This window comes from Colwellia sp. E150_009 (genome assembly GCF_053543955.1).
Map to the genome: position 1 here is coordinate 39083 of NZ_JBHFOM010000033.1, position 11728 is coordinate 50810.

General features: G+C 39.7%; 13 protein-coding genes. 12 read left to right on the forward strand and 1 reads right to left on the reverse strand.

Features of this window, described 5'->3' with window-relative positions; genetic code table 11:
- Window positions 1-302: 302 nt before the first annotated feature.
- Both ACE1OF_RS14000 and ACE1OF_RS14005 read left to right on the forward strand, forming a co-directional pair.
- Window positions 303-1535 carry a M20 family metallopeptidase gene (locus ACE1OF_RS14000; protein WP_448895276.1) on the forward strand — a complete coding sequence of 411 codons (1233 nt, stop codon included), beginning with the start codon at window positions 303-305 and terminating at the stop codon, window positions 1533-1535.
- A gap of 140 nt (window positions 1536-1675) precedes the next feature.
- On the forward strand, window positions 1676-2302 hold the full coding sequence (locus ACE1OF_RS14005; RefSeq protein WP_448895261.1) for a TetR/AcrR family transcriptional regulator: 627 nt from the start codon (window positions 1676-1678) through the stop codon (window positions 2300-2302).
- A gap of 176 nt (window positions 2303-2478) precedes the next feature.
- On the opposite strand, the gene ACE1OF_RS14010 is transcribed toward ACE1OF_RS14005, so the two are convergent.
- Window positions 2479-3396 carry a LysR family transcriptional regulator gene (locus ACE1OF_RS14010; protein WP_448895262.1) on the reverse strand — a complete coding sequence of 306 codons (918 nt, stop codon included), beginning with the start codon at window positions 3394-3396 and terminating at the stop codon, window positions 2479-2481.
- A 148-nt stretch (window positions 3397-3544) separates the two neighbouring features.
- Between ACE1OF_RS14010 and ACE1OF_RS14015 the strand changes: the two genes are divergently transcribed.
- Genes ACE1OF_RS14015 through ACE1OF_RS14060 form a run of 10 tightly spaced genes read left to right on the forward strand, consistent with a single transcriptional unit; the run spans window position 3545 to window position 11493 of the window.
- Entirely contained in the window at window positions 3545-4030 is a 486-nt protein-coding gene (locus tag ACE1OF_RS14015) for a Rap1a/Tai family immunity protein (RefSeq protein WP_448895263.1), read from the forward strand.
- A gap of 5 nt (window positions 4031-4035) precedes the next feature.
- Window positions 4036-4548 carry a Na+/H+ antiporter subunit E gene (locus tag ACE1OF_RS14020; protein ID WP_448895264.1) on the forward strand — a complete coding sequence of 171 codons (513 nt, stop codon included), beginning with the start codon at window positions 4036-4038 and terminating at the stop codon, window positions 4546-4548.
- A 2-nt stretch (window positions 4549-4550) separates the two neighbouring features.
- Window positions 4551-4826 carry a monovalent cation/H+ antiporter complex subunit F gene (locus tag ACE1OF_RS14025; RefSeq protein WP_448895265.1) on the forward strand — a complete coding sequence of 92 codons (276 nt, stop codon included), beginning with the start codon at window positions 4551-4553 and terminating at the stop codon, window positions 4824-4826.
- Entirely contained in the window at window positions 4819-5160 is a 342-nt protein-coding gene (gene mnhG, locus ACE1OF_RS14030; protein WP_448895266.1) for a monovalent cation/H(+) antiporter subunit G, read from the forward strand. Before ACE1OF_RS14025 ends, mnhG begins: the two co-directional genes overlap by 8 nt.
- Complete coding sequence (locus ACE1OF_RS14035; RefSeq protein WP_448895267.1) at window positions 5157-6137, forward strand: DUF4040 domain-containing protein; 981 nt, start codon at window positions 5157-5159, stop codon at window positions 6135-6137. The genes mnhG and ACE1OF_RS14035 overlap by 4 nt, the downstream gene beginning before the upstream one ends.
- On the forward strand, window positions 6134-6493 hold the full coding sequence (locus tag ACE1OF_RS14040) for a cation:proton antiporter subunit C (RefSeq protein WP_448895268.1): 360 nt from the start codon (window positions 6134-6136) through the stop codon (window positions 6491-6493). Before ACE1OF_RS14035 ends, ACE1OF_RS14040 begins: the two co-directional genes overlap by 4 nt.
- 5 nt (window positions 6494-6498) lie before the next feature.
- Complete coding sequence (locus tag ACE1OF_RS14045) at window positions 6499-7989, forward strand: monovalent cation/H+ antiporter subunit D family protein (RefSeq protein WP_448895269.1); 1491 nt, start codon at window positions 6499-6501, stop codon at window positions 7987-7989.
- Window positions 7986-9452 (forward strand): monovalent cation/H+ antiporter subunit D family protein, encoded by a 1467-nt coding sequence (locus ACE1OF_RS14050; protein ID WP_448895270.1) that lies wholly within the window; start codon window positions 7986-7988, stop codon window positions 9450-9452. Before ACE1OF_RS14045 ends, ACE1OF_RS14050 begins: the two co-directional genes overlap by 4 nt.
- 2 nt (window positions 9453-9454) lie before the next feature.
- On the forward strand, window positions 9455-9784 hold the full coding sequence (locus ACE1OF_RS14055; RefSeq protein WP_448895271.1) for a hypothetical protein: 330 nt from the start codon (window positions 9455-9457) through the stop codon (window positions 9782-9784).
- Window positions 9784-11493, forward strand: coding sequence for a Na(+)/H(+) antiporter subunit D (locus ACE1OF_RS14060; RefSeq protein ID WP_448895272.1), 1710 nt, complete (start codon window positions 9784-9786; stop codon window positions 11491-11493). The genes ACE1OF_RS14055 and ACE1OF_RS14060 overlap by 1 nt, the downstream gene beginning before the upstream one ends.
- Window positions 11494-11728: the final 235 nt, after the last annotated feature.

Sequence of the window (11728 nt, forward strand, 5' to 3'; positions counted from 1 at the left end):
TAAATTGTAACGAAGGTTTCAATTTGTTATACAAATATTAATTTATTTACGTTTGAGTCATTGCTCGTTAGTATGAAAAATAATGGCGTTACAGAAAATGTTGATTAACGCTGGGAAAGTGAACTATCTGGGCTGTTCGTTGAAACTGGGTTAGATATTAAACTTGTTATTAACATTTCGACATTGAATGCAAATAATCACAATAATTAAGAGTCAATAAGGATAATGAGACAATGATTAAAAAAACAATTTTATCTTACAGTATTGCTATCAGTTTACTGGCCTCATTTGGCATAAATGCGATGCCCAGTGAACAAGCTAAGCTACTTAAAAATGTCGAAAGTAAAGTTATTGAGTGGCGACGAGATTTTCACAAGCACCCTGAATTAAGCAATAGAGAAACTCGCACTGCTGGCATTGTTGCAAAACATTTAAAAAACCTTGGTATGGAGGTAGAAACTGATATTGCTTATACTGGGGTTGTCGCAATTTTAAGAGGAGCGAAGCCTGGTCCAACGGTAATGCTGCGTGCTGACATGGATGCATTACCCGTCACCGAAAAGGTAGACTTACCTTTTAAATCAACAAAAACAACTAACTATCGTGGTGTAGATGTTGGAATTATGCATGCTTGCGGTCATGATACTCATGTCGCTATGTTGATGGGAGCCGCAGAAGTACTGGCTGGTATGAAAGAGCAGCTTAATGGCGATGTAATGTTTGTGTTTCAACCTGCAGAAGAAGGTGCCCCAAAAGGTGAAGAAGGTGGCGCTGAGCTTATGTTGAAACAAGGAATATTTAAGCGTTATAAACCTGATGTTGCTTTTGGCCTACACATAACTTCTAGCCTTAATGCTGGCGTTATAGGTTATCGAAGCGGGCCATTTATGGCAAGTGCAGACAGATTTGAAATTACAGTGCATGGTGAACAAACACACGGTTCTACACCTTGGAATGGCGTAGATCCTATTGCTTCTGCAGCACAGATTGTAAATGGTGTTAACTTGATTGTTAGCCGACAAATTAATATTACTAAAGAGCCTGCTATTGTGTCTTTTGGTAAAATTTCAGGTGGTGTGCGTAATAATATTATTCCAGACAAAGTTGAAATGGTCGGTACTATTCGCAATTTTGACATGGATAATCGACAACAGATCTTTGAAAAAATTAAAACAACAGCAACACATATTGCCTTATCGTCAGGCGCAAAGGCAGAAGTTGATATTTATCAAGGTTATCCTGTTACTGTTAATAACCCTGATTTAACTGCACAAATGTTACCGAGCTTAGAAAAAGCTGCAGGAAAAGAGAACGTTACCGTGATGTCAAAAATTACAGGCGCAGAAGACTTCTCTTTTTATGCGCTTGAAGTACCTAGTTTGTTTGTTTTTTTAGGTGGTACTCCCCATGACAAAGATGCAAAAAAAGCGGCCAGTAATCACTCGCCTTATTTTTTTGCTGATGAGTCATCATTTAAAACGGGTACAGCAACTTTAACTCAACTGACACTTGACTATATGGCACAAGCTAAATAAGTCATGGTAAATTAACCGCAATATAAAAATGGCAACGGTATGCGAAGCAATTATTCCATTTAATTTTTGTATTGCTGTTTTTATTAAAAAGTCGCATCATTACGCTAGTTTTAAGACTTAAATGATATACACCGATAACGATGCAAACAAAAAATGTTTTCTTACCGAAACAACAAAGAAGTCAAGATACACAACATAAACTGTTAAATTCTTTATATTTTTTTTTAGAAGGTAAGTTTTTTGAACATATTACGATTAAAGAATTGGCAGAGCATGCAGGTGTCTCTGTGGGTACTTTTTACCGTCGATTTAAAAATAAAGAATCATTATTACCCTTACTCTATCAAGATTTTGGCAATGACCTTGCTCACTGGGTTACTGATGTAGAGTTAATGAAATTTGCTAATTTAAAAGAAGCCATTGAAATAATATCTATTGAAACTTATCAGTTCATTACAACACGTAAAAGTGTCTTTAGAACGTTGCATTTAAATTCAAGACTTCATTCAGAGATACTTGATTCAGATAAATCGGTTGATCGACAATTAATTTACCAACGTTTATCTGCAATAATTTTAAGTTTTAAGCAAGAAATTACCGCAAAAGATCCGTCTAATGTAGCTAGCATTGTTATTTTTATGATTATTAACAGCTTATTAGACAAAGTGCTTTATCCTACTCTTACGCCTGCCATTGCCTGTGATATAGACGGTGAAGAATTAGCGATTGAGCTCCCTCAAATAATGTTATCATATTTAACTAAATGATTAGCATGATAAAAATAAGTTGCATTAAAATTCATATGCGGCTAAATAAGTATCCTTTTTTCTTGTTTAGTCGTGTTAATGTCTTTTAGTATTTTCTTTTTATGGTGGAAGTTTATAGCTTAGTGTCAGTAAGCTTTTTGGTAAGTCGCTTTTCTTATCGACTCAGATCAGAAAAATTAAATTTTTAAACTATTAGGTTTGTTAAATAATTTTTTTCCTTCAGTTAATAAATGTTGAACTGCGGGGTGTTTTACCTTTCGTTCGGGTGATATTAAATAATAATGCTCACTGATTTCTGTTGTTTTGCCGATAATCTCAACATCAAATTGCTCTGTTACATAATTTTCAATGATAGTTGGGGCGCAAAAAACACCATAGCCAGATTCGCCGAAATACATAGTTAACATTGAATCGTCAAGTTCACCTATTATTTTAGGGGATATATTCAGTTCATTAAACCAAGAAACGACACTTAAGTGTTGATTAGAGCCTTCTCCTGCGGTAAAAAATGGCTTACCGTCAAGTGAGTATGGAAAGTTAGCAGTGAGGGATTTAGCTAGATCTTTATGAGCAAAAAAAGTAATACCACATTTACCTACAAGGTGACTGTAGGCTTTTAAAGGAGATCCTGTTGGCAATGAGGTATCACTTAGTACCGCATCAAGTTTATTTACCGCTAAATCGCCAAATAATACGTCCAAGCTTGTTTCTTTACAGACTAACTTAATAGAGTCGTCCATAGTGTAGATTGTTTTTAATAAATTAAATGAAAATACTTTCGCAATGACATCAGTAACGCCGATAGAAAATCGAAAAGAAAAATCAGTTGAATGGTTTTTCAATGAATGAATCAATTCATCACCTAAACTGAATATTTCTTGTGCATAACTTAACGTTATGTGACCCATGTCATTCAGCACCAAACGTTTACCTTTTCGAATAAATAAGCTATACCCTAGTTGGGCTTCTAATAAATTTAGCTGAGCACTCAATGTTTGTGGCGTAATATGCATAGCTCTGGATGCCTCAGCGATACTGCCATGTGTTGCTATCGCATGAAAATATTGCAAGTGATGATAATTAAGCTTCGCCATGTGATTTCCTAGATTTTTAGATGACCTAATTTTTATCATTACATCATTAATTGTCAACTTTTTGTTGATAAGTACACAACTAAAATCGACTTTCATTGCTATGAATAATTAGATATAACTGAAATATACGAAAAGAGTTGGAGTTAATATGCCAAATAATATTTTTCCCTTAATGCTTGTTATTTTGTTGGGTGGTCAGTTGTTGTCAGCATCGCCAGTTAAGGCATTAGAAGTACTAACGGCTAAGGAACTTACAGCACACTGTGAATTTATTGTTAATGAACCAGAAGGTGCTGATGCTCAATATTGTGTCCGCTATATTCAAGGTTTTATCGATGGTGCAATAGCAACTGATGCTCGAGTTATGCTCAATGCTGAAAGTACTCATTCTAGTAAGGAAACCTTTACTGAACGCGCAATTCGCACTCGAATACCAAGCCGTTTAGAGCGTTCTAGAGCTGCTAACTTAGCTGGTTTTTGTCTTGGTGATCCGCTACCACTGCGAGAAGTTGTTAATGTTGTCGTCGACGATTTGGCTGCTCAACAAGTTAAATCAGAGAATCGTGATACAAACGAACCCGCTATGGAGTTCGTCTATCAGTCACTATTAAAAAACTACCCCTGTGAAGAATGAAATTGATGCGACCTAATTACGTGCTTCAAAGTGGCAAGGCACAATTATTATCTATATTACTTTTGCTGTTGGTTCTCGCAATTTCTTGGCTACTTTGGTCAGGACTGTATAAGCCACTGCTGCTAGGCCTGGGTGCTTTTTCTTGTGCGCTTAGTGTTTACTTGGCTCATAGAATGGGTTTTTTTCGCCATCATAAAGCTATGCTTAGACTCATTCCTCGTTTGCCTAGATATTGGTTGTGGTTGCTGCGAGAAATTACGCTTTCGAGTATTGATGTGGCTAAAGTGATTCTAAAACCTTCACTTTCTATAAGCCCAACTGTGGTTGAACTTAAAGCTGAAACTAAAACCGATGTAGGTCATGTGATTCTGGGGAATTCAATTACTTTGTCTCCAGGTTCAGTCACTTTGGATCTACACAAAGGAAAATTATTAGTTCATTGTTTAACGGCTGAAAGTGCAAGCGAATTACAAAAGGGTGAGGCCAATCGACGAGCTGCGGCTTTGGAGCGTAAATAAAAATGTATATAGTTGTTTCTATTGCTATTTTAATAACTATGGTGTTGGCTTTAGTGCGGGCATTAATGGGGCCAAGCGTTTACGACCGTGTATTAGCGGTTAATGTATTCGGTACTAAAACGGTATTATTGTTGTCAGTTATTGCTTTTCTTTATGGGCGACCTGACTTTCTCGATCTTGCCTTGGCTTATGCCTTAGTTAATATGGTTGGTGTGCTTGCAGTTTTAGAATATTTTCAAAACAGAGTTAGAAAAAAGTCGGAGACTCAAGATGATTGATATTATCCTCGATATTCTAAGCTGGATTTTACTTTTACTAGGCGGTGCTTGTGTATTGATTGGTGGTATTGGTGGACTGAGGTTGCCAAACTTTTATGCCAGAATTCATGCGGCCAGCCTTACTGATTCTATGGGCAATATTTTGATTTTTTCTGGTATCATGCTACAGGCTGGCTTGTCATTGGCAACGTTAAAATTGTTCGCTATCATGGTGTTTCTGCTGTTAACTGGGCCTACTGCAACTTATGCATTAGCCAATGCTGCATTGTTATCTGGACTTAAGCCTGACGTTGGATCTGCGAGTGATGAACCTCAGGAGAATAAGTTAAAATGATATTTATCTTTGCGGTTTTTCTGCTTTCTTTACTTGTTATTACTGCTATTGCTATTGTGCGCGCTAAAAACTTATTTGTTGCGGTAATGCTAACCTCTATATTTAGTTTGTTAATGGCGGCTAACTTTTTCATTCTAGATGCTGCTGATGTAGCGTTAACCGAAGCAGCTGTTGGTGCTGGAATAACCACAGTAATTTTTCTTTGTGCTTTATCTTTAACTGATGATCGGGAAAAACCTCGTGAAGGTAGTCGTTGGGTTGCTTTTTGTACTGTTGGTGTTTTAGCGTTATTAATTATTTACGCAACCTTTGATAAACCTCGTCTTGGTGATCCTGATGCTCCAGTGCACCAACATGTAGCGCCTTGGTATTTAGAAAAAACCCCTGAGTATATTGATATTCCTAATGTAGTTACGGCAATTCTTGGTAGCTTTCGTGGCTACGATACGCTTGGCGAAGTATTTGTTGTTTTCGCGGCCTGTATTGGTGTTTTATTTATCCTTAGTGTAAAGCCAACAAAAAAAACTAATCAGGTGATAAAAAAGGAAAGTGGACTACGCCATCATTTGATACCCCAAGTGGTTGGTCGGCTACTGATCCCGTTTATTGTACTTTTTGGTCTTTATGTGCAATTTCATGGTGAATACGGACCAGGTGGTGGCTTTCAGGCAGGAGCAATTATTGCTACAGGTGTGATTCTGTACGCATTGTTAGAAGGAGAGTCTTCTGCTTTACGAGCAATCCCTCGCTCGGTATTACTTGGTATGGTTGTAGGAGGCGCACTTTTATATGGTGGTGTGGGAGTCGCCTGCATATTAATGGGAGGCGCTTTTTTAGATTATTCTGTGCTAGCTACTGACCCTGTAGTAGGGCAACAGTTGGGTATTTTATTTATTGAGGCCGGTGTTGGCATGGCTGTTTGCGGTGCTCTGCTGTCAATTTACCATGCATTTGCCGCCCGAGAGAGTTTTTCATGAAACTATTAGAACTGTTGGGTTATTTCAATTATTGGGTGTTCGCAATTATTTTAACTGTGGGTTTGTATGCGGTTATTAGTAAAACCAACTTGATCAAAAAATTAATTGGGTTGTCTATCTTTCAATCGGCTGTGTTTCTTATGTATATCACCATGGATAAAGTGGAAGGCGGTACGGCTCCCATCATAACAGCAGGTGTAGATGATCAAATATTTTCTAACCCTGTACCGCAGGTACTGATATTAACGGCCATCGTTGTGGGGGTATCTACCTTAGCATTGGGCTTAGCACTCGTGGTACGTATTAATGAGTGTTATGGCACGATAGAAGAAGACGAAATTTTGGACGCTGACTAACGACTATGGATTTATTAGCACACCTTCCCGTATTACAAGTTGTGGTGCCGATGTTGTCGGCACCTATTATCGTTATGTTACAACCGCGAGGTCTGGCATGGGCTGGCGCTACGGCTACTTCACTGGTGAGCTTTGCTATTGCGGTGGCACTTACCTTAGCTGTTTTAGACGGTCAGGCTGTTGACTATGCGGTAGGCGGTTGGCCAGCACCTTTTGGTATCACGCTAATGGTAGATGCGTTTAGCGCGTTGATGTTATTGGTGGTGACAGGTGCTAGCGCTGCCGCATTGATTGCAGCTAAACCCAGCATTGACCAACAAATTGAGTCTGCACGTCAACCACTCTTTTACTCAGCTTGGCTGTTGGCATTGGCTGGATTGGTAGGAATTGTAGTCGCTGCTGATGCCTTTAATATTTTTGTCTTTATGGAAATTTCCTCACTAGCAAGTTATATATTGATTGCTGGCGGCCCTGATCGTCGCGCACTTCCTGCTGTATTTAAATATTTGATGATGGGTACTATTGGGGCAACGTTTTATTTAATTGGGGTTGGGCTGATCTACATGATGACTGGCACCCTTAACCTAGCAGATATTGATGCGCGTATCGGTAATGTTAGTGATATAAATCCGTTATTTGTTGCTGCTGGGTTTATCACTGTAGGGTTAGCGCTTAAAGCCGCAGTATTTCCGCTGCATGTATGGGTACCAAATGCATATACGCACGCGCCACATATGGTAACAGCCTTTTTGGCTGCGTGTGCAACCAAAGTGGCACTGTATGTATTGCTCCGTTTTGATTATATGGTATTTCAGGGAAATCTTATTGAACACGTGGTGCAGTTCTCTATGTTTGCAATACCGTTAGCTATTTTAGGAATACTGGTTGCCTCAGCGGTTGCTATGTTTGAAGGACATCTTAAAAGATTATTAGCCTCATCTTCTATTGCTCAAATTGGCTATATTTTGCTTGGCGCTAGTTTTGTAAGCGTCGCTGGCCTTAGTAGTAGTGCTATGCATTTGTTTAATCATGCATTGGCAAAAGGGGGCTTATTTCTTGGTGTTGCCTGTATAGCTTATCATTATCGTGACTTACGTCTAAGCCAATTGGGCGGTGCTTCTACCCGTATGCCTTGGACGTGCGCAGCTATCGTTGTTTGTGGTTTAAGCCTAATTGGTGTGCCAGGTACTGCAGGATTTATTAGCAAATGGTTACTTATTAATGCCGCGCTGCAAAGCGGCTCTTGGGGTTGGTTATTAGTCGCTATTATTCTTGCTAGTTCGTTGATGGCGGTGGTTTATATTTGGCGTATCATTGAGGCACTTTATTTTCAAGAGCCTATAGCGGGAGAGGCTAAGATATCTGAGGCGCCAATACAGTTGTTATTAGTGACAGGTATAGTGGCTATCCTAAATATTTACTTTGGCCTATTCCCACAAGTGCCATTAGCACTAGCCGATAGTGCTGCGGTATTGCTTCTGGAGGGCGTATTATGACACCAGAAATAGCTATATTAACGGCAATAATACTTCCGCTTATTGGTGCTTTGGTAATAGCACTTGCTGGACGTGTAGGATCTAATATTCGGGAAGCAGCCACGGCTGTTACGTCAATTTCTTTGATCTTTGTGGTTTGGGGATTACTCCCTGTTATTATTGACGGTGGACGCCCTTCAATAGAGGTGAGTCAGGTGATGCCTGGGCTAAGTATTGCCTTTACGGTTGAACCTTTAGGTATGTTGTTCGCCGCGTTAGCTTCTGGACTATGGCTTATTAATTCCCTCTATTCAGTGGGTTATATGCGCGGTAATAAAGAGAAAAATCAAACCCGATTTTTCGCCTGCTTTGCTTTGGCCCTTTCTGCTACTATGGGTATCGCCTTTGCGGGCAACTTGTTTACGTTATTTTTATTTTATGAATTATTAACCCTTTCTACTTATCCCTTAGTAGCGCATAAAGGCGATGCTGCTACCGTGCGTTCTGCAAGGGTGTATTTAGGTGTTTTGATCAGTACCTCTATTGCGTTGTTTTTACCAGCAATTATTTGGACTTACAGTGTTGCAGGCACTGGTGATTTTACCGAGGGGGGGATTCTCGCGGGTAAGTTGAATGATCCAGAAATAGGATTATTACTCGGTTTGTTTGCCTTTGGTATCGGTAAGGCAGCAGTAATGCCTATGCACAAATGGTTACCTGCGGCTATGGTAGCTCCGACACCCGTAAGCGCTTTGCTGCATGCGGTTGCGGTTGTTAAAGCGGGCGTGTTTGCAATTACTAAAATTATTATTTATGTGTTCGGCATTGAATTTTTGTTTGAAGCTTCTAGTGCTCAATGGCTATTATATGCGGCAGCGTTTACTATCATTGCTGCAAGTGTGGTTGCATTACGGCAAACTAATATTAAACGCCTTTTGGCCTATTCTACTATTGCCCAACTTTCGTATGTTGTTATGGCGGCCGCAATTTTTAAACCTTTAGCTGAGCTTGGCGCCTCGTTACATATAGTTGCCCACGCGTTTGGTAAAATAACCTTGTTCTTTGCTGCAGGCGCTATTTATGTCGCATCTAAAAAAACTGAGATTGCTCAATTACGTGGTATTGGGCGACGTATGCCATGGACCATGGCAGCATTTACTATTGGTGCTCTGAGTATGATTGGTATGCCGCCAACCGCAGGTTTTGTTTCTAAGTGGTATATTTTGGCTGGTGCATTTGAAGCTAATAATTTAGTGGCTATATTTACCATCATTGGCAGTACGGTGCTTAATGCAGCTTACTTTTTACCTATTTTATATATGGTTTGGTTTGAGCAAGAAAAAGAAGGTGGAAAGGAACATGGTGAAGCTCCATTGCTAGCTGTGATAGCACTGTGTATAACCGCGTTGTTAACACTAGGCTTCTTCTTGTTTAATGCACCTGTTATCGAACTTGAAAGCCAGATAGTTAAGGGGCTGGGATAATAATGACTGATGAAACAAATTTACACTGGTTAGTGCGACCGTCAACAATTCGTAAATTATGGATTGGCGCAAGTGTTGTACTCGCCTTTGTGGTATTGGCACAGACCGTTATTTACGTTAAGGGATATTTTGGTTTCGATGCTTGGTTTGGTTTTGGCGCTATTTATGGGTTTGTTAGCTGTTTAATTATGGTGTTGGTAGCTAAGTTATTAGGTTTGCTGTTAAAGCGCCCTGAGGATTATTATGATGATGAGCATCCACAATCATCACAACCGTCAAAACAAAAAGTCACTCCTAAATTGAATAATAACAATAGTAGAGGAGGGCAGTAATGGGGTTTGAATCATTTCCACCCGCGTTTATCTTGTTAATCGCCGCTTTACTTATTGGGCTACTAAAAGGTCACGTACGTACAGGTGTTTTATTAGTAGCTCCTATTTTAACGCTTTGGGCGATTTGGCAGATCCCCGATGGTGTGCAAAGTACAGTACAATTTCTCTCTTATACTATAGAGCCTATCGAAGGTAGCTCGCTAAGGCGCATATTTGCTACTATTTTTGCCATTATGGTTTTTGTCGGAGGTCTTTATTCCTATCGAATAGCTAAATGGTATGAACTTGCGGCCGCTTATGCCTATGCTGCGGGTGCTATTGGCGTGTGTTTTTCGGGCGATTTGATTAGCATGTTTGTTTATTGGGAACTGATGGCAATATTTTCTACCGTGGTTGTATTTTGCGGTGGTACCCCAAGCGCAAGGGCGGCAGGAATTCGTTATGCGATAATGCACTTTCTTGGTGGTGTTGTACTTAAAATTGGTATTGTAGGTGTAGTGCTTAATACAGGAAGCGTACAAATACAACCTATGCTTGCAACCGATTTTAGTACATGGATGATACTCATTGGTGTGTTAATTAATGCTGCTGCACCGCCTGTTTCAGCATGGCTTGCTGATGCCTACCCAGAAGCTACGCCAACAGGTTCTGTATTCCTTTCAGCATTTACAACCAAAACAGCCGTATTAGCGCTGATATTGTTGTTCCCTGGTGAACCTGTACTGATTGGCCTTGGCCTGTTTATGGTGATGTATGGCATCATCTTTGCTCTGTTAGAGAACGATGTTCGACGTATTCTCGCCTATTCTGTGGTGAACCAAGTGGGCTTCATGGTGGTGGCTGTAGGGGTTGGTACCGAAATGGCACTCAATGGCGCAACGGCTCATGCTTTTGCTCATATCGTTTACAAAGCCTTGTTATTTATGAGCGCTGGTGTGGTTATCTACCGCACAGGTAAAAATAAATGCATAGAGTTGGGCGGCCTGTTTCGCACTATGCCGCTTACTTGTGCTTGTGGAATTATTGGTGCTTTAGCCATTTCTAGTTTTCCGCTTACGTCAGGTTTTACGACAAAAAGTATGATTTCTCAGGCAGCCATAGATATGAACTTAATGTGGGTATATATGGCATTAACGGCGGCTTCTGCTGGTGTGTTTCTGCATGCAGGAATTAAATTTCCTTGGTTTGTATTTTTTCAAAAAGATTCAGGTTTACGCCCTAAAGATGCGCCATGGAATATGGGGCTAGCGATGGTAATCTTTGCTAGCTTATGTATTTTACTTGGTATCTTCCCCGAGCTGCTTTATAGCCTGCTTCCTTACCCAGTAGATTACGTACCTTATTCGATAGGCAAGGTATTGTTCTATTTGCAGTTGTTATTGTTCTCAGGTCTTGCTTTCTTTGTACTATTACCGTTAATGAAACGTACTATGACCATCAGTTTAGATACTGACTGGTTGTGGCGACGTGTAGGTTATTCTTTATTTAAAGCGCTAGAGAGAGTCTTTACTTCTTTGGCTGAAATAATTGCTGTACAAAGAACGGGTTTACAAAAATTATTGCATAATATAGCGGTTAAATATTTAGGGCAACCGCATACGGCTGATAGTAAAGAACGCGGCATGTTTGCCCGTTCTTGGCCTGTGGGAACTACAGCTTTATGGATTGCTGGGTTACTTTCGGCCTATGTGTTGTTGTACTACCTTTAAGGTAATGAACGGTCAGCAGGGTATTTGATGCCTTATTCTGCTTTAAACACCACAAGTTGACTCTGTTGATTTTTATAGCATTAATTCTATTAAGTTTATTCTCGCTGAGTGGGAATGACTTAATAGACTTATTATTAACTTGGGTTCAAACTAATACCAATTTGATTAAATTTCTTCCCAACTCAGAGCTTCATTAGCGAGCTTAGAACAAGGAAAATTGATTAAACATAGATAT

Excerpts from the sequence above, each read along its gene's own strand:
- ACE1OF_RS14005 (WP_448895261.1), top strand. The coding sequence starts at position 1,676 with ATGCAAACAAAAAATGTTTTCTTACCGAAACAACAAAGAAGTCAAGAT.
- ACE1OF_RS14015 (WP_448895263.1), top strand. The coding sequence starts at position 3,545 with ATGCCAAATAATATTTTTCCCTTAATGCTTGTTATTTTGTTGGGTGGT.
- mnhG (WP_448895266.1), top strand. The coding sequence starts at position 4,819 with ATGATTGATATTATCCTCGATATTCTAAGCTGGATTTTACTTTTACTA.
- ACE1OF_RS14025 (WP_448895265.1), top strand. The coding sequence starts at position 4,551 with ATGTATATAGTTGTTTCTATTGCTATTTTAATAACTATGGTGTTGGCT.
- ACE1OF_RS14000 (WP_448895276.1), top strand. The coding sequence starts at position 303 with ATGCCCAGTGAACAAGCTAAGCTACTTAAAAATGTCGAAAGTAAAGTT.
- ACE1OF_RS14020 (WP_448895264.1), top strand. The coding sequence starts at position 4,036 with ATGCGACCTAATTACGTGCTTCAAAGTGGCAAGGCACAATTATTATCT.
- ACE1OF_RS14040 (WP_448895268.1), top strand. The coding sequence starts at position 6,134 with ATGAAACTATTAGAACTGTTGGGTTATTTCAATTATTGGGTGTTCGCA.
- ACE1OF_RS14045 (WP_448895269.1), top strand. The coding sequence starts at position 6,499 with ATGGATTTATTAGCACACCTTCCCGTATTACAAGTTGTGGTGCCGATG.
- ACE1OF_RS14035 (WP_448895267.1), top strand. The coding sequence starts at position 5,157 with ATGATATTTATCTTTGCGGTTTTTCTGCTTTCTTTACTTGTTATTACT.
- ACE1OF_RS14060 (WP_448895272.1), top strand. The coding sequence starts at position 9,784 with ATGGGGTTTGAATCATTTCCACCCGCGTTTATCTTGTTAATCGCCGCT.
- ACE1OF_RS14055 (WP_448895271.1), top strand. The coding sequence starts at position 9,455 with ATGACTGATGAAACAAATTTACACTGGTTAGTGCGACCGTCAACAATT.
- ACE1OF_RS14010 (WP_448895262.1), bottom strand. The coding sequence starts at position 3,396 with ATGGCGAAGCTTAATTATCATCACTTGCAATATTTTCATGCGATAGCA.
- ACE1OF_RS14050 (WP_448895270.1), top strand. The coding sequence starts at position 7,986 with ATGACACCAGAAATAGCTATATTAACGGCAATAATACTTCCGCTTATT.